This window comes from Paenibacillus sp. MBLB1832 (genome assembly GCF_032271945.1).
In the GTDB taxonomy this organism is placed as follows: domain Bacteria; phylum Bacillota; class Bacilli; order Paenibacillales; family NBRC-103111; genus Paenibacillus_E; species Paenibacillus_E roseopurpureus.
Genome location: NZ_CP130319.1, coordinates 3,924,232 through 3,941,910, shown reverse-complemented (window position 1 = coordinate 3,941,910; position 17,679 = coordinate 3,924,232). Strand labels below are relative to the sequence as shown.

Below are 17,679 nucleotides of genomic sequence, written 5' to 3'. Positions count from 1 at the left end.
TTTGATTTTGAACGTGGTTTTTTGCAATAGTATGAACTCATTTGAAAATCTGTACATTGTTGAAACGTATGGTTTCCTGCAAAATAAGGGCATCGGGTCATCACACTCGATCACAATATGAAGAGCAAAGGGAGTCGAACGCAATGAGTAAAACAATGAAGCGAGTTTTAATGACGACGCTTACAGCAGTTCTTGCGACCGGGGTCATGGCTGGTTGCAGCCAGAAAGAAAACCCTGCGGGCAGCAGCAGCCCCTCACCATTGGCATCGACGGCGGAAACGAAGTATCCGCTTCAAACGAACGCAAAGCTGAAGGTTTTTATGGGGGCGAATAAAGACATTGCCCAGCTGGTCTCGAACATGGGCGAAACCCCGTTCATGAAGGAACTGGAGAAAAGAACCGGCGTAAAGCTGGAATTTATTCACCCAACAGTTGGTGCCGAGAAGGACTTCTTCAATACGCTGATCGCATCGGGCGATCTTCCAGATATCTTCATCGGCAATATGGGTGACTATCCAGGCGGCGCTTCGGCAGCCGAGAAAGACGGTGTTATCCTTAGCCTAAACGACATCCTTCCTAAGTATGCACCGAACGCATGGAATTTGATCAGTAAGGACAAAGAGATGGATAAGATGGTTAAAACGGATACCGGCAAATACTTGATGTTCCCGTCTGTGCGAAGCGAGCTGGGTAAAGTATTCGCGGGTCCCCTTCTCCGAGCCGATTGGCTGAAGGAACTGAACCTGCCGGTACCGGAAACGATCGATGAATGGTATACCGTGCTGAAGACATTTAAGGAGAAGAAAGGAGCAACTGCTGCGTTTGGCTATGAAGGAAAATCGACGCCTGCACTTCTGCGTGATGTATTCTTAGGCGCCTATAAAACGGATTATGCCTTCTACGTAGACGACAAGGGCAAAGTACAATTTGGTGCCGCAACACAAGAATACAAGAGTTTCTTGACGACGTTCCACAAATGGTATGAGGAGGGGCTAATCGACAAAGATTTCCCACTCACCGATGCCAACAAGCTGAAAAGCTTGATCGACCAGAACAAAACAGGTGCATTCATCGGTCAGTCGGGCGGTTATATCCGTTCCTTATTGGACAAGTACAAGACTTCAAATCCAACATTTGATTTAGTTGGAGCCAAATATCCTGTACTTAAAAAGGGAGACACTCCGTTCAGCGGCCAAAAGGATCAGAAGTTTAATGCGCCTTTCAGTGCGGTCATTACAGCGAAGAGCAAGAATGTCGAAATTGCAGCCAAATTCCTAGATTATTTCTTTACGCCGGAGGGCATTCAATTCTCCAACTTCGGTATCGAGAACACGACATATAAGCTAGAGAACGGCAAGCCGAAGTTCACGGAATTCGTAACGAGTAATCCGAACAAATGGACGTCGACTCAGGTTCAAGCCATGTACAGCTCCTTTAACGGCTTCCCTGCAGTAGAGCTTCCTGAGAAAATCGAACAGTTGAATATCTACAAGCAGCAAACAGAAGCGCTCAAAGTATGGGCACAAACGGATGCAGACAAGCATGCTTTCCGGGATTCGGTAATCTCTCACACAGAAGAAGAATCAAAAATTGTCGCTAAATATAACGAAGATGTTTACAAGTACGCGGAGCAAATGTTCACTAAGTTCGTATTCGGCAGCGAATCGCTCGACAACTATCAGAAATATCTTGATCAACTGAAGGCACTTGGCGTGGATCAATTGATTAAAGCCAAGCAAGATGCATACGACCGTTACATGAAGCGTTAAAGGTTTATAGAGGCAGGGGTAGAAGGAATTCCTTCTACCCCAACCTTCGGAAGGGAGAAGGGTGGGAACCATGCACGAAATACTGGCAGAGAAAGGCACGGTCATAGACAGCAGAAGAAATCATGAGATGAGATTCCTAAGTAGATTGGCGAAAGATCTAAAGAAATATCGGGTTTATTATATGCTGGCTCTTCCGGCAATCATTTATTACTTTATTTTTAGTTACAAACCGATGTATGGAGCAATTATTGCATTTAAGGATTTTAAGCCTATGAAGGGAATTTGGGGCAGTCCTTGGGTCGGACTGGAACACTTTCAAACCTTGTTCCACTCTGCTTTCTTCTGGGATATATTGTTAAATACTCTTAAAATTAGTTTGTATAGTATCTTATTTGGTTTTCCTGCACCTATCATTTTGGCCTTGCTGCTTAATGAGGTGCGCCATACTTTCGTTAAAAGGACCGTACAATCGTTAACGTATATTCCGCACTTTATTTCCTTGGTCGTCATTTGCGGCTTAATCAAAGCGTTCTCGGGAAGCGATGGCTTGATTAATGACTTGATCGCATGGTTTGGCGGAGAGCGCGTAAGTATGCTCCTATGGCCGGAATACTTCCGAACGCTTTATGTATCCTCCGGCATTTGGCAGGAAGTGGGCTGGGGCTCCATCATTTACATCGCGGCATTGGCAGCGATTGACGTAGAGCAGTATGAAGCGGCTCGCATCGACGGTGCTGGTCGATTCAAGCAGCTGCTTCATATTACACTGCCTGGCATCAAGACGACCATCATCATCATGCTGATTTTGCGCTTGGGGCATGTGATGGGGGTCGGTTATGAAAAAATTATTTTGCTATACAACCCGAATACGTACTCTACTGCAGATGTCATTTCCACTTATGTCTATCGTAAGGGGGTCTTGGAATTCAACTATTCCTTCAGCGCAGCAGTCGGAATCTTTAATTCCGTCATTGACTTTACGATATTGATTCTGGCCAACCGGCTTGCGAAGCGCTGGAACGAAACCAGCTTATGGTAGGAGGTTCACAATGAATAAGCGAACGCTTGGGGAGAAGATTTTCGATAGTTGCAATATCCTCTTCTTGCTCTTGTTATCCTTTAGTACGGTTTACCCGCTCATCCATGTTGCTTTTGCTTCTTTCAGTGATGGAAATATGCTGATGACGCATTTCGGTTTCCTGTTTCACCCGCTTAACCCTACCCTAGACGGGTATATTGCCGTTTTCAAGAACAAGTTTGTCCTGACAGGGTACAGGAATACGTTGTTTATTATTGTGGTTGGCGTAGCGCTTAACTTGTTCATGACTGCCATCTCCGCGTATGCCTTGACGCGCGAAGGGATGATGCTGAAAAAGCCGATCCTGCTGTTTATTATTTTCACCATGTATTTTAGCGGCGGCCTCATTCCGGGGTATTTGAACATTAAGTCGCTCGGATTGATCGATAATCTGTTTGTGCTTATTATTCCGGCAGCCATGAGCGCGTTCAACTTTCTAATTCTAAAGACGTTCTTTGAGAGTATTCCTTCCAGTCTGGAAGAATCAGCACGAATCGACGGTGCGAACGAACTAGTTGTTCTATTCCGCATCATTATCCCTTTGTCACTTCCGGCTATGGCCGTGATTGCGCTGTATTATGGGGTCGCTCATTGGAACTCCTATTTCAGCGCCATGCTTTATATTCGGACGAAGAGCTTGTATCCACTACAGCTTGTCCTTCGCGAGCTGTTATTAACTAGTGAATCAAATGCGATGGCAACCGGAGATACCGGTGCTGCTAACAATTTGTATGAGACCTTAAAGTATGCACTCATTATGGTCGCAACGGTTCCGATTCTCGTTGTTTATCCATTTTTACAGCGATATTTTGTGAAGGGCGCCTTGATCGGCGCGGTGAAAGGATGAGTTAATTTGCAACAGCATCACACGTCTTTCATTGAGAATACGTGGAGTAAGATCGAGAGAAAGCTTTCTGTTACGTCAAGGCGTATCAAGGACGGTATGCCGTTTAAGACCATTGACGGCGTTTACGACGATTGGCAAGATTTGATGGATTGGTGGACGAACACGTTCTGGGCTGGCATCCTGTGGCATATGTACCGGGAGACGAAAGAGGAGATCTACCGCACGTATGCCCAGAGCATTGAGGAGAAAATGGATCAGGTGTTGCACGAGTATGACAAGCTGCACCATGATGTCGGCTTCATGTGGCTGTTGTCCAGCGTCATGAATCATGAGCTGACCGGCGACGATCGTGCTCGTCAGCGAGGATTGCTCGCAGCGAACGTGCTGTCCGGCAGAGCCAATATTGCAGGCGGCTATATTCGCGCCTGGAACGGGGATAACAAGGCAGGGTGGGCGATCATCGACTGCATGATGAACATACCGCTGTTGTTCTGGGCCAGCGAGAAGAGCAAGGATGCACGCTTCACGCATATCGGGACGATGCATGCGGATAAAGTCATGCGTGACTTCGTTCGTCCGGACGGATCAGTGCATCACATCGTTATCTATGACGAGACGAATGGCGAAGTGCTGGAAACACCCCGGGGTCAAGGCTATGAAGTCGGGTCGTCTTGGTCACGCGGTCAGAGCTGGGCGCTCTATGGATTCGCCCAGTCCTATCATTGGACAGGGAAGCAGGAATATCTCGATACGGCCAAGCGGATTGCCCATTATGTCATGACCTGCTTACCGCTTCATGGCTACGTTCCGCCTTGCGATTATCGTCAGCCGGAAGATTCGGAGTTGCTCGACAGTAGTGCAGGGGCGATAACGGCTTGCGGCCTGATCGAGATTGCCAAGGCTGTCCCTCCAGCGGAGCAGCGTGTGTATCTGGAATCGGCCATTGCTATTCTTCGTGCTCTCGATGAGAAGTGCGCGATTTGGGATCATACGAACGAAGGCTTATTGGACTATGGTACAGGTGCTTTCCATAAGGGCATTTATACGAGAGCGGAAGTATTTAACGGTCCAATGATTTATGGTGATTATTACTACGTTGAAGCAATATGTAAATTAAAGAAGATGTTGGGTTAAAGGTGGGCAGGCTTTGGGGGGCAACAACAATGCCCCTTTTTTCTTGAAAGGTGGTGGTGCATCAAGAAGAAGGGTAGGAACTCAATCATAAAATGTAAAGTAGGAGGCAGAAAATGGATAGCGCTTACAAAGGAAAAGTAGTTAGAAAATGGGTTAGTTCAACACTCGCGCTCGCCCTTACGGCATCCGGACTATTCTTAGGCCCTGCTCCATCAAGTGCAGCGGCTGTCACTATGGTCTCAGACAACTTCAACGCGCAGTTCGCAGGAACAACACCGGATACGACCAAGTGGAAGTATACGTCCACAGTGAGTTCCGCAGGTGTAGGCACGACTTCCGCAACCGTCGCGGAAGAGTCAAGCGGTGGCAACAAGGTTCTTGAATTTAACTCCACGTTAACAGCCGGAAGTTCTCGCAGCGTCAATTCGACGATCGCCTTCCCCTTGACGGGTAGTCGAAACGATGCCTTGATCGATTTGAGAGTGCGCTATAATTTTAAGGATTGGGCGAAGGTTACGGGAACTCCGGTGTTCCAAGCCTATTCCGGATCGAAGAGACTGGATTCAACAAATGTGGCATGGCAAGATCTGCTGAAATTTTATACCGATTCAGCAGGTAAAGGCTTCCTTAAGTTCGAATTCGATAAGACGAATCCGGTAACGGTCATCACCGACGTCGTCAAAGGGCAATGGTACGACATCCGGATCCTGGCCCGGGCAGCCGACAATAACGGCTCCAAGATGACGACTGCGGACCTTTATATCAACGGCAATCATCTAGCAACCTCTACGATTCCTTCCTCTTCTGTATACGGCTTCACCGCGTATCAGATTACCGACACCATTAATCAAAGTCAGACGAATTTCTCCGCAGGCAGCTTGAAGTTCTGGGTCGATGACGTATCTTTCGTTCAGAATCCGGACGTTGTTAATCCTGACAACGGTATCGACTTGGCGGCAGCTGTGTCAGGCGACGTCGACTTGACTCAGCCGATGGCGATTAAATTCACAAGAGCGATGGACGCCAAGACGCTGACTACCGCTGGCAATGTGAAAGTCAACGATCAAGCTGTTCTTGTGAAGTCGGTTGCGCTTGATGCAAACGACTCTAGCAAGGTGCTTGTTACCTTTAACATTACACCGGGGCTCCCTGCGGATTACACTTTATCCTTCACAGGTATCAAGGATTTCTACGGAAACACAATGCCAACTCGCACACTCCCCTTCCATTCGAAGAAGCAGCAAGGCTTCTTTACTGGAGATTTCTACTTCTACAAGAACGATCGAACATTGTACGAGCTGGAGACAGGATCCCTACTGGCAAGGACGAATGTCCAAAATTTTACGGATGAATCGCGCCCTGTTAAGCTGGTCGTCTCGAAATATAACGGTACAACGCTAGAGGGTACCGAGCAACAGATCGTCACGCTTGCCCCGCAAACGGTGCAGAATGTAGAACTGCCATTTACGATCTCCGATATTTCGGGTGATCGGTATATCGAAGTCGCGTTGCTGGATGCACGCGACGGTGTTACGAATTTTCGAAGTAAGGTCAAGCTAGACCGTTATTCCGCTTATTGGCATAGCGAAGATTACGATTATTACCTTCTGTCCACGATCGACCGTTCCCAACTGAAGACGCCAACAGGCAAATTCGAGGTGACGCCGACAGGCGATCTCGGAATCTATGAGCGTCCGAACAGCTTCCAGATCGTGAATGCCGTTCGCTCACACAGCAACGGGGCGCATCCACGGATTTTGGCTACGGCGGATACCTTCGCCACGATCAAGGCGAATCTCGCAACGGACAAATATGTGAAGACAGGACACCTTGGAGCGATCCAGGCAGCTGATGGACTCCTCAACACGCCTGTTATCCCGTTTGCAATGAGCAACAATGTGGTCGTTTCTCAACGGAATCTGGTAGACGACTACAAAATACCGGATTATATCATGAAGCTGGGCTACGCCTACCAGATGACCGGCGACGTGAAATACGCCGAACGCGCATGGAAAGAGATGGAGAACGTCATCAACTTCCCTCACTGGGGCAACAAGGAGCAAGGCCAATTCCTTGGTACCGGCCAAGTCCTGTTCGGAATGGCGATCGGGTACGACTGGTTCTTCGATTACCTGACAGCGGATCAGAAGAAAAGGGTGCGCAACGCCATTATTGAGAAGGGTATTAAACCGGGCATGCTGCTCTTCTCGCTGAATAACCCGGGTGGTTATACGCCGGGTACGGCATCGATGTGGATGTCGATGGAATCCAATTGGAACCAAGTTGGCAATGGGGGTCTTGTTACCGCATCTCTCGCCATTCTTGACGAGGAACCGGATCTGGCAGGGCGTATGCTAGAGAACACGATTCGTTCTCTTGAATGGGGAACAGCTATTTATAAGCCTGACGGCGCGTACGAAGAAGGTGTCGGCTATTGGGCATACGGTACAGGGTTTATGATTAATGCTTTCTCCTCCTTGGAGAATGCGGCCGGAACCATCTTTGGTCTCGACAAGGCACAAGGGCTTCAAGAGACGCCATTGTTCCTCGTCTATCTTCGCGGACCGGGCGGTTCGTTTAACTATCATGACGCTGGGGAAGATCCGAAGTCTTCACCGGTCGACGCGGAGATGCACTGGTTCGCTACGCATTACAACAGCCAAACCATCTACTCCGCCAGAATGTATACAGCGCAACAGCAAGCAACAGCTACGATTAAGGATATCCTGTATTATCGCCCGGGCAAGTTCCAGGTTGACTTCAACTTCCCGTTAGATGCGTACTATGAGGGTCATGACAATGTAGTGGGCACCTCAACCTTCCGCAGTTCTTGGGTCGATGCAGATGCCACGTTCTTCGGGATGCATGCTGGTACGAATAATATGTCAGGTCACCAACAATATGACACCGGGCATTTCATTCTCGATTCGCTGGGCCAACGTTGGGCGATAGATGTCGGTGATGGGCGGAACGACGGTCCGAACTATTTTGCACCAGGCGGTAACTATTTCTACCGCAAACGGACAGAAGGGCATAATACAATTTTGATGAATCCGGATTCCTCCGTCGGTCAGGATATGTATGATACGGCGAAGCTTGTCAAATATGAATCGAAGCCTAAAGGCGGCATGATGATTACGGACATGACTACGCTGTATGATTCGACCATTTCTTCAACAGGCTCCGGCAATTTGCCGAATGTAGGCACGTCGGTTGTCCGAGGCATTATGTACGACCGTGTAAATAACCTGTCGACAGTGCAAGATGAGATCAAGACAAGCGCACCATCCACGCTGTATTGGTTTATGCACACGAGAGCATCAATTCAGATTGCGCAAGACGGCCGATCCGCGATTCTTACGCAAGGCGGACGACAATTGCAGGCGATCATTAGCGGTGGAAACGGAGCGACCTTCTCTATTATGGATCCGGTCATGTTCCCGATTACCAATCCGCAATACCCGCTAGTCAATATGCCAACAGATCCGAATCTGAAGAAGCTGACGATCAAATTTACGAACTCAACGGAAGTGAACGTAGCCGTTACCTTCAAGCCGCTGCCAGCGGGCGAGCAGCCGCTTGCGCAAGCGCCTGCGCTTAAGAAGCTGAGCGAATGGTCGATTTCGGACGGTCAGATCAACAAGCTGACGCTCGATTCTTTGACTCTTGATGGTCAGCTGATTAAGAATTTTACGAATGAGGGCAAGTACTATGACATCATATTGAATCCGAATGCAGATACTGCGCCCGTCGTGGCGGCTACTTCGCAGTTCCGGATGACGATCTCGCAGAGCACAGGCGTACCGGGGCAAGCAACGGTTACCTTGACTGATCCGGAAACGCCAGGCAGGACGGCTACGGTAACGATCAATTTCCGAAAGTTCAAGAAATTTGAGGGCTTCCTGGATTTCTACGGGGTGGAGGCGAGCCTTATTCAAGAAGCGGCCAACACTCCGGAGAAAAGTATTGACGGTGACTTGAGCACACCGTGGACGGCCGAAGGGGATCAGTGGATCAAGTATGATCTGGGCAGCGTCAAGCGAGTAGCCGGGATAGCCGTAGCATGGGGGAGCGGCAACGTTCGTTCAGCCAAGTTCGACCTGGAGACATCGGAGGACGGTGTGACTTGGAAGAACGTGTATAGCGGCTACAGCAGCGGCACAACGCTTGATTTGGAGATGTACTCGTTCCCGACTGTATCGGCGCAATTCGTGCGGATTTATGGTCACGGGAACACCCTAAGCGCATGGAACAACGTAAGGGAAGTTCGCGTTCTAGAAGGGGATGTTCAACCACCGGTGACGGTTGCTACGATTAATCCCGCTCAGCCGGATGGACAGAACGGGTGGTATCGCACGCCTGTATCCATCGATTTAAGCGCTGTCGATTCGGTTTCCGGTGTGGCGGGTACGGAGTATACACTGAACGGAGGGGCTACCTGGACACCTTACGCCGGCACGATTGTGATCGGACAGGAAGGACAGACAACCGTAGGTTACCGCTCTACGGACATTGCTGGGAATCAGGAGGCAACTCGTTCCGTGAATGTGTCGGTTGATTCGACTGCGCCTAGTACTACTGCAGCGGTAACATCGACGCAGGGTGGGGGGAACGGGTGGTATTCGCACCCCGTCACGGTGATGCTTAATGCGGTTGATAGTGGGAGCAGTGTCGCGCAGACCGTGTACAGTCTCGATGGCGGAACGCATTGGAATGTCTACACCGGAACGTTCCAGGTTAGCCAAGACGGCTCTTACACGATTCAATACCGCTCCAAGGATAAGGCAGGCAATGAAGAATCGGTCAAGACGATCTTATTCGATCTCGATGCAACCGCACCTGTTATTGCGGTCGGTATACCGACTGAGGGTGGACGTTACCGGGATTCCGAAACCCTGACGCTTCAATTCTCTGTTACCGAGTCGGGCGGCTCGGGACTGGCAACGGGAACAACCACCGCAACTTTGGATGGAAGGTCTGTTCAGAACGGTCAATCGATCGACCTCACAGGCTTGTCGCTCGGTAACCATACTTTAATCGTTAGCTCAAGCGATGAGGCAGGTAACGTCAACACGGTAACTATCACGTTCATGGTGTATGCGGATCGCAATTCGCTCATCGAATTGATCAATCGTTTGTCCAATTCGGGTGCTATCGATAGTAAAGGCATTGCAAATAGCTTGCTCGCTAAGATAAAGGCAGGCAGCTACAACGATCTGATTGCTGAACTGCAGTCACAGTCTGGCAAGCACATCAACGCAAATGCAGTTGCGCTGCTGATTCGCGGTGCCCAATACGTTCTGAGTCAGTAAGCATTTAAACCAACACCGCCCCCTACCTGGGTTGATGCGGTGTTGGTTTAATGTGTAGTTCTGGGCTTATGTCTGAATTTCGTCATATGGGTTTGGCGCCGGCTGCAAGCTGAAATACGTGGATTTTCACATATTTTGGATGACGGCGAGAAGGAGGTCGTCGTTGGTCGGTTTGGACTCGAGCTCTGCGTTACCTTTACCAGGAATAAAAAATTAACATACTGAATTACTAAGATCCTTATTGATAATATAATCCATTAATTCCTCTGAAGAATTCACTTTTTCCATTGCATTCACTCCATCTTAAGATTGAATTTAGCACAAATCCTAACTTTTTGATTCTACCTTGCTTGTTGTTCACAACCTCAAGAGGTTGTGAACAACAAGCAACAAAGTTAGAAATAGTGAAAAATAACCCCGTTCTCAAATTTGAGAATGGGGTTATTAATCTTTAAATACCTCTTTAATGATAACTTTAGCCTTCTTCACATCTCGTATATTATGCCTCAGGAGTATGTCTACAATTTCCTGTATTTCCTCTTCTTTTTCGCTTAATTTCGTTTTGATATTTTTTGAATAACTGAATAAATCGTGAACCTCAATATCCAATGCTTCAGCAATTTTGGCTAAATTAAGCATGGAAATGTTTTTCTCAGCTCTTTCAATACCACCGATATAAGAAAAATGAAATCCAGCTTTTTCACCTAACTGCTCTTGGGAAAGTCCCTTTTCCTTACGGTAATCCCGTATCCGAGATCCTATATATTTCAAAATATGATCAGACATGTCTACACCTCTTATATAAAGTGTAGACAAAGGAAAAAAGAAGAGACATACGCCGTTTGATATCAAATCTTATTTTAATTATTATATGTATCAATTCTAGTAGTTGAGTCAATAATGTTACTAAGATAGTTTACTAGATTTAAGAGAAGGAGGTGATGAATAGTGATATTAACAAATTTACTGCCGTTGGATATTGCTAAGATAACTAGTGAGGGTATTAATTATAACGGTCATTTTTACACGACTCCAATTGCATTTATTCCTTCAAGCCGTGAGGAGCGTTTAGAACATTGGAACTCAGTTTGGGAAAAGACAAAGGAAGCTGGTAAAACTCAGTTGCTTGCTGACATTGAAACTCAACGTAAAGCAACTGAAGATATAAATATAGAAATACTCGAATTACTTCAATTAGGCTGGGCTCATCGTGACCTTTGGGTCGATAATTTATTATTCGATGATAAACGATTAACTGCAATTCTAGATTTTGATCGACTAAAATATGACTATCCGCAACTTGATGTTGCTCGTGCTGTTATGTCATGTGCCTTAGATGTTAATTTAGATGTCTCCCTTGCTTCAGCGTTCATTGAAGGTTACAGCGAGGAACGCACCGTGGTGGAGGGTTACTTAACAAATTCATTACAGTTGTTGTGGTATATGGAAAGTACATGGTGGATAAATACTAACATGGATCAACATAGTATACCTCCAGCTCGTTTCGCAAAGGAAATGATTTGGCTTGCTGAAAATCAAAAGAATATGTCCGCTCTGTTAGGAAATATTTAGATAATGCAAAACAATGATGAGGAAAAGGATGCCCGTGATTAACCATTTTTCGTTAAGCTAACGAGTACGTTAGCTGAATAAGACCCTGCAGCAACTGAATAACTTTATGACAGAGACGCTTAGACATAAACTTAATTGAGGACAGCTTTAAATAGAGATGATGACTTTTAATTCACAAGGAGATAAAACTATGACAAAAAATAAATTACTTCGAATGGACAACGTCCTTATCGTCGTTGACGATCTCGAAGCCGTTAAAGCCTTCTTTCTCCAGCTCGGATTCGAGTTGGAGGGCGAAACGACCGTCGAGGGCTCCTCCGTAGATCGTCTCATTGGCCTTCAGAACGTCCATGCTACCCTCGTGTTTATGCGCACTCCGGACGGCCACGGACGGATCGAGCTGGACAAGTTCCACACGCCGGATGCGATCAGAACTGGGCCGGAGAAGGCTCCGGTGAACGAACTCGGGATCCGCCGCATCATGTTCGCCGTCGATGACATCGATGACGTGGTCGCGCGCCTGCTAGCCCATGGCGCCGAACTGGTCGGCGAAGTGGTGCAATACGGGGACACGAATCGACTCGCCTACATCCGCGGTCCCGAAGGCATCATCGTCGGATTGAGCGAGCAGCTCAAGTAATAAATCGGTATCTGTTACGCTAACGAAAGAACTATAGTTTAAGGGGGTGCTTCGAGCAGCTCCTCTTTTGTTTGTTAAAGTAAAGTAAGGGGCCGTAGAAATGATAAATATGAACGAAACAAATACAAGGCATGAACGTCAGATAATGTAGGTGGTGAATCAGTGAAAAAAATACTATTTATCGTGGCGGGACCTGTTGTTATCGTCTCATGCATTTTGCTATTAATAATAATTGGATGCTATAAAGACCCAAAAATTGAAGAGGCAAATAAGATTAGTCAAATGGAAAGAATTTCAACATCAGAGAAGATATTTAAACAGAACAAAGACGCGGACATTCTATGTGTCTATGGTGCACGTTTTTATAAACGTGTCGAAGATCAGGAGAAATATAAACAAATGGATTTGAAAATTAATCATGAGTTAGGCAAGGTAAGAAAAGAGTACAAAGATGGAAATACTTTCGAAGATTACATGGCAACTAAACTCCAAGTTGGGACAAAGATATTTACGATTCAAGGTCAAATGCAATCTGAATTACTTCTTGTACAACTGGGAGAAAAATACGTAGTTTATGTGTATCTGAATTCAAAGGATTTGTAACAGACCCCTTGTGTGTAGCGATTATTGAAACTAACGAGAAACTTTAGCTTAATACTGACTGTAACGAGGCAGCCAACATCATGCGGCTGCCTTTTCGCCGTTAAAGGGCAGGATAACTCAATGTAATGTACAGTAATCGGTGAAAATTTATAAACAATAACATATAAAAATGGTAATATCATTGGTAAAAGCTATAAGAAAGGGGCTCTTACTTTGGAATTTTGGAGTCAGGAAAGTGATTACTTCAAGTTACACCCCCTTACAAAAGAAATGGTGGCAAATGCAGAAAAAGAATTAAAGGTCAAACTACCTGAATCCTTATTAGCCTTACTTAAGTGGCAAAACGGAGGATACATAAATTTTGATGCATATCCTACTACGATTCCAACTGAATGGGCAGATGACCATATTAAGGTTGACCACATATATTGTATAGCTCCTACTACAAAGTTCTTACTTAATCAGAGAATGGGGACTACCAGAGAAACTTATCATCATATCAGGCGAGGGTCATTGGTGGATTGCTTTAGATTAGCGCAATTGTGACAATGAACCTCCAGTAATATATATTGAGAGCGATAGCGGATTCAATATTGAATTGGCTAATAACTTCAATTCATTTCTAACGGGTTTATGTAATTGGGATTATGAAGATTAAAACATTATTTTATTGCGTTAACGAAAGAACGATAGTTCAAATTGAGCCAGCAGCAGTCTAAGACTTTATTTTTCAAGTCTTGGTTCGCTGCTGTTTCTTTTTATAGATCAGTCTAACAATTATTTATTATATGCTTGCGATTTCTACCTGGGAAACCACGTTAAATCAACAACTGCAGTCTAACCTTTATTTACTTCAAACAACTGAAATAGTGGGTTTATACATATCTACCATAAATAATTAAACAGTAGGAGGAAAATGGAAAAAAATATCGAAAATGTATGATTGAAATTACAAATACTGGGGGAATATTTCGATGTGTAAGACTCTCGCTGGAAAAAGGAAATATAATATGCTAAAAAGAATTTTCGTGCTAAGTTTGATCTTGATATTCGTCTTGCCATGGATTGTAATTGCAGCGGAAACTCCTGCACCCACAACACCTAAAGTGAATTGGATCAAAGGCGGGGTTGTTGTCGATCTCGGCTCAACTAGCACGCTGGATCTGGGTAAAGAATTTGTGTTTTTGAATGGGGAAGACACTAAAACCATTATGAAATCATACCAAGATATTCCCTCAGGAAATGAAATCGGCAGCGTTTATCCGGTAGATCCTAACCAGAAGTGGGCACTTTATTTGGAATATACCGAATCCGGTCACATCAAAGATGATGAAAAAACAAAGATTGATGCTAACAATCTACTTGATAGTTATCGTAAGGGGACGGAAAATCAGAATTCCCACCTGCCTATAGATCGACAGCTAGAGGTAACAGGATGGGACGTAAAGCCCTTTTATGATGAAAAGCTCCATAGTCTTACTTGGTCGCTTGCGGCACGAGAGAAGCAGTCAGGTCATGAGTTGGTCAACTATGATGAACGAATCCTAACCCGAACTGGTTATATTTCAGCTATATTGGTGACGGATCCTACCCATCGTAATCAGGATCAGCAATTGGTGGCAAGCGGAGTGTTACCAAAAATTACACAAAAAACAGGGCAGCGATATGAAGATTTTAATCCATCTACCGACAAAGTATCGAAATTTGGTCTCACCGCATTAATTCTGGGCGGAGTAGGACTCGCTGTTGCCAAAAAAGTCGGATTACTCGCAGTAATACTCCTGATTTTCAAAAAGTTTTGGATCCTGATCCTAGCAATATTGGGTGGAGGCTGGAGATGGTTGAAGTGGAAATTGTTCCGAAAGAAAGAGATAAATGCAAGTCATGAAACTATGATACAGACGCAACACAACGATATAAATCAATAGGAGAAGACTAAAAGGCGGCCCATGCCGATTTACTGCCGTGTTCCACGCTAAATGACAGAACGAAAGCTCATTGAACAAAAAGTGCGCGGTTGCCAGTAAAAACGGTCAGCCGCGTTAAGCTATTGGGCAGGATTGTTTAGTCGCATCAAGAATATAAAAGATAATTAGTTAACGATAGTCGAAAGCAGCTAAAGAAGATACGGAGTATGTACGTGACCAAAGTAAGGAGGAATCAAGATGACAATAAATCCCGAATGGCAAATCCAGAAACCAAAGAAATCGGTACTAGAGTGGCTGCTTAACGGGGATCCTGCAATTCGTTGGCAGGTAATGCGTGACCTAACCGAAGAGACCGATGACCGTGTTGCTGCAGAGCGGTCGCGGATTGCCACGGAAGGTTGGGGCGCCCGAGTCCTCGAACTGCAATCTTCCAAGGGCAATTGGGGCGGTGACGCCGACGCCAGGAACTGGCTATGCACAAGCTACACCTTGCTGCTATTGAAGGATCTAGGCCTGGATCCCTTGGGTGAGGAAGCACGCAGATCGATCGGCCTTGTGCGTGATCATATCATCTGGCCGCAGCAAATGGGCGGCCTACCCTACTTCGACGGCGAGACCGAGCCCTGTGTCAATGGTTGGATCCTCGGAGTGGGAGCCTACTTCGGAGAGGCAAGTGATCGGCTGGTCGATCGACTCCTCGGTGAGCAGCTTGAGGACGGAGGCTGGAATTGCGACGCTCCGAAAAGTAGACGATCTTCGTTTCACAGCACCATCTGTATCTTGGAAGGGCTATTAGAGTACGAGAAGGCTAAGGGTGAAACTGTTGCGGTGACCGAAGCTCGCATTCGGGGACAAGAGTACCTTCTGGAGCGTCGCATGTTGAGGTCCCTGTCATCCGGCGAAGTGATCGATCCAAATTGGACAAGTTTCTCGTTCCCGACCACGTGGCATTACGACTTGTTGCGGGGGTTGGATTACTTACGCAGCGCTGGTGTCGAACCCGATGAACGGGTCGCCGAGGCTGTCGGTATGGTGGCTAAGAAACAAGACCAGAACGGGAGATGGCCACTGGAGAATCCTCACTCCGATCGAGTTCACTTCGACATGGAAGGTGTGGAAGTCGAGCCTAGTCGCTGGAACACTCTCCGCGCCTTACGAGTGTTGGCTTGGTATTCAACACGTGCTAATGCTTAAACAAAATAACAATACTATGGATTAAGCTAACGGGAAACTATAGTTAAACATCTGAAGGGCTGTCGCCTCAGCCCTTCACTCCTTCACTCCTTCACTCCTTCACTCCATTAAACGGGCAGGATAGTTTAATCATTTCGCAAATACCTACATGCTTAGAAAATTCACGAAATTATGCATTCGGCATGTAGATCTTCCATAGAGACGGGAGCAAATAATCATGTCCAACGAAATAATTTTTGAAGCTCAGAGTTTAGTTGAAAGGATCAAAACTAAATTTCCAAAGTTTGTCGGGCAAATAGCAAGTAAAGCCGACATTATTGAGTTAGAACGCAAATTAAAAACGAAATTACCTGAGTGGTTTTATGAATTATATACAACCGTCCCAATAATAGATGCTGAATTCGGAGTCCAAGAAAACGAACCAGATGATGATTATGATGGAATTTCATATATGATGTGGGGGGATGTAAATAGCATAATTCAAGAATGTACTGAGTATGAGCCTGGGATTTCAGTATTACAAGACGGTTATATTTATATAGCGACTTGCTCACATGGCAGCGGCGACCCTATTTTTATCAATCTAACTACAGAAGAACCAAAGGTATTTCGAATATACCATGATGATTTTAGTAATGTTCTGTTAGCTGAGAGCTTAGCTGATTTATTAAAGAATGCAATCATATAACTTTTCAAAGGGGAACGAAAGTTCGATAACAACATGAGAATTACATCTTGTTTATATGACGTTAAAGAAACATACGATAGCTTAAGGTTGTCTCAATTCTGCTTAGTTGGTTAGGAGTGTCATCATTGAAGTATTATGAGTTGAATCAACGCATCGAACTAATTGCTCAACGAATTAGAGAAATTGGTGGAGATGTCCAAGAAATACTGATAGAAGAGCCTGCAACCGAAATTCAAGTTTCAGAGGTAGAAAGAACATTAGGAGTACCACTACCCACAAGTTTTAGAAAGACATTATTGGAATTCTCTTCAAATTTCAGTTTTCGTTGGTTTCTGCCCGACGATTTCAAGTTACCTGAAAAATTCCGCGGAATATTTTGTGGTACTCCACACTGGGGGATTAAGCTAATACAGGAATTTGACGATGACAGAAAAGGTTGGATTGAAAATGTCTTTCCTAATTCAGAAGATGAATATGACGTTGTTTGGCACAATAAATTAGCATTTCTTGCTGTAGGAAATGGTGATTACATAGCGTTTGAATTAAATGGAAGCGAAGACCCTCCAGTAGTATATTTGAGTCACGATGATGGAGAAGGTCATGGTTATAAAATTGGAGATAATTTTCTTGATTTCCTTGAGAAATGGTCAAAAATAGCTTTTGTTGGTGCTGAAGACTGGCAATGGCTGCCTTTTACAACCAATAAAAACAGTGGCATTATTTCCGATGGTCATGCAGCCATCGAATTCAGGTCTATTATGAAACTAGATTTATAGCTAAAAACGAGCTTGTTTTTTCTAGCTCGTTTTTGGTTCCGAAAATCAACATTAATCTTTAACTGAGCCTTTATTAAAGTAACTAGGAACGATAGCTGAATCATCCCAGATTATCGAAGTGCCTTGATAGTAAGGAGG

14 protein-coding genes are annotated in these 17,679 nt (G+C 45.4%); 13 read left to right on the top strand and 1 reads right to left on the bottom strand.

Features of this window, described 5'->3' with window-relative positions; translation table 11 throughout:
* Positions 1 to 143: 143 nt before the first annotated feature.
* The 5 genes from MJB10_RS17695 to MJB10_RS17675 all read left to right on the top strand — a co-directional run bounded on the left by MJB10_RS17695 (position 144) and on the right by MJB10_RS17675 (position 10,140).
* Positions 144 to 1,769: a type 2 periplasmic-binding domain-containing protein gene (locus tag MJB10_RS17695; protein WP_314796796.1), complete on the top strand. Its 1,626-nt coding sequence runs from the start codon at positions 144 to 146 to the stop codon at positions 1,767 to 1,769.
* Positions 1,770 to 1,896: 127 nt separating this feature from the next.
* On the top strand, positions 1,897 to 2,808 hold the full coding sequence (locus tag MJB10_RS17690) for an ABC transporter permease (protein ID WP_314805707.1): 912 nt from the start codon (positions 1,897 to 1,899) through the stop codon (positions 2,806 to 2,808).
* 10 nt (positions 2,809 to 2,818) lie between these two features.
* Positions 2,819 to 3,694 (top strand): carbohydrate ABC transporter permease, encoded by an 876-nt coding sequence (locus MJB10_RS17685; protein WP_314796795.1) that lies wholly within the window; start codon positions 2,819 to 2,821, stop codon positions 3,692 to 3,694.
* Between the two features lie 6 nt (positions 3,695 to 3,700).
* On the top strand, positions 3,701 to 4,828 hold the full coding sequence (locus MJB10_RS17680) for a glycoside hydrolase family 88 protein (protein WP_314796793.1): 1,128 nt from the start codon (positions 3,701 to 3,703) through the stop codon (positions 4,826 to 4,828).
* Between the two features lie 113 nt (positions 4,829 to 4,941).
* Positions 4,942 to 10,140, top strand: a complete 5,199-nt coding sequence (locus MJB10_RS17675) for an OmpL47-type beta-barrel domain-containing protein (protein ID WP_314796791.1) — start codon at positions 4,942 to 4,944, stop codon at positions 10,138 to 10,140.
* 444 nt (positions 10,141 to 10,584) lie between these two features.
* Here MJB10_RS17675 and MJB10_RS17670 read toward each other — a convergent pair whose 3' ends face one another.
* Positions 10,585 to 10,926, bottom strand: coding sequence for a helix-turn-helix domain-containing protein (locus MJB10_RS17670; protein WP_314796789.1), 342 nt, complete (start codon positions 10,924 to 10,926; stop codon positions 10,585 to 10,587).
* Between the two features lie 162 nt (positions 10,927 to 11,088).
* On the opposite strand from MJB10_RS17670, the gene MJB10_RS17665 reads away from it, so the two are divergent.
* The 8 genes from MJB10_RS17665 to MJB10_RS17630 all read left to right on the top strand — a co-directional run bounded on the left by MJB10_RS17665 (position 11,089) and on the right by MJB10_RS17630 (position 17,541).
* Positions 11,089 to 11,712, top strand: a complete 624-nt coding sequence (locus MJB10_RS17665) for a phosphotransferase (protein ID WP_314796788.1) — start codon at positions 11,089 to 11,091, stop codon at positions 11,710 to 11,712.
* A gap of 190 nt (positions 11,713 to 11,902) precedes the next feature.
* Entirely contained in the window at positions 11,903 to 12,352 is a 450-nt protein-coding gene (locus MJB10_RS17660) for a VOC family protein (protein WP_056834367.1), read from the top strand.
* A 162-nt stretch (positions 12,353 to 12,514) separates the two neighbouring features.
* Entirely contained in the window at positions 12,515 to 12,955 is a 441-nt protein-coding gene (locus MJB10_RS17655; RefSeq protein ID WP_314796786.1) for a hypothetical protein, read from the top strand.
* Positions 12,956 to 13,168: 213 nt separating this feature from the next.
* Positions 13,169 to 13,501, top strand: coding sequence for an SMI1/KNR4 family protein (locus tag MJB10_RS17650; protein WP_314796785.1), 333 nt, complete (start codon positions 13,169 to 13,171; stop codon positions 13,499 to 13,501).
* Between the two features lie 464 nt (positions 13,502 to 13,965).
* On the top strand, positions 13,966 to 14,883 hold the full coding sequence (locus MJB10_RS17645; protein ID WP_314796784.1) for a DUF2167 domain-containing protein: 918 nt from the start codon (positions 13,966 to 13,968) through the stop codon (positions 14,881 to 14,883).
* Between the two features lie 237 nt (positions 14,884 to 15,120).
* Positions 15,121 to 16,077 carry a prenyltransferase/squalene oxidase repeat-containing protein gene (locus tag MJB10_RS17640; RefSeq protein ID WP_314796783.1) on the top strand — a complete coding sequence of 319 codons (957 nt, stop codon included), beginning with the start codon at positions 15,121 to 15,123 and terminating at the stop codon, positions 16,075 to 16,077.
* 217 nt (positions 16,078 to 16,294) lie between these two features.
* Complete coding sequence (locus MJB10_RS17635; protein WP_314796781.1) at positions 16,295 to 16,765, top strand: SMI1/KNR4 family protein; 471 nt, start codon at positions 16,295 to 16,297, stop codon at positions 16,763 to 16,765.
* Between the two features lie 125 nt (positions 16,766 to 16,890).
* Positions 16,891 to 17,541 (top strand): SMI1/KNR4 family protein, encoded by a 651-nt coding sequence (locus tag MJB10_RS17630; RefSeq protein WP_314796780.1) that lies wholly within the window; start codon positions 16,891 to 16,893, stop codon positions 17,539 to 17,541.
* The last annotated feature ends 138 nt before the right edge of the window (positions 17,542 to 17,679 follow it).

Coding starts and splice junctions, on each gene's coding strand:
- MJB10_RS17635 (WP_314796781.1), top strand. CDS start 16,295: ATGTCCAACGAAATAATTTTTGAAGCTCAGAGTTTAGTTGAAAGGATC.
- MJB10_RS17690 (WP_314805707.1), top strand. CDS start 1,897: ATGAGATTCCTAAGTAGATTGGCGAAAGATCTAAAGAAATATCGGGTT.
- MJB10_RS17660 (WP_056834367.1), top strand. CDS start 11,903: ATGACAAAAAATAAATTACTTCGAATGGACAACGTCCTTATCGTCGTT.
- MJB10_RS17645 (WP_314796784.1), top strand. CDS start 13,966: ATGCTAAAAAGAATTTTCGTGCTAAGTTTGATCTTGATATTCGTCTTG.
- MJB10_RS17640 (WP_314796783.1), top strand. CDS start 15,121: ATGACAATAAATCCCGAATGGCAAATCCAGAAACCAAAGAAATCGGTA.
- MJB10_RS17670 (WP_314796789.1), bottom strand. CDS start 10,926: ATGTCTGATCATATTTTGAAATATATAGGATCTCGGATACGGGATTAC.
- MJB10_RS17675 (WP_314796791.1), top strand. CDS start 4,942: ATGGATAGCGCTTACAAAGGAAAAGTAGTTAGAAAATGGGTTAGTTCA.
- MJB10_RS17695 (WP_314796796.1), top strand. CDS start 144: ATGAGTAAAACAATGAAGCGAGTTTTAATGACGACGCTTACAGCAGTT.
- MJB10_RS17685 (WP_314796795.1), top strand. CDS start 2,819: ATGAATAAGCGAACGCTTGGGGAGAAGATTTTCGATAGTTGCAATATC.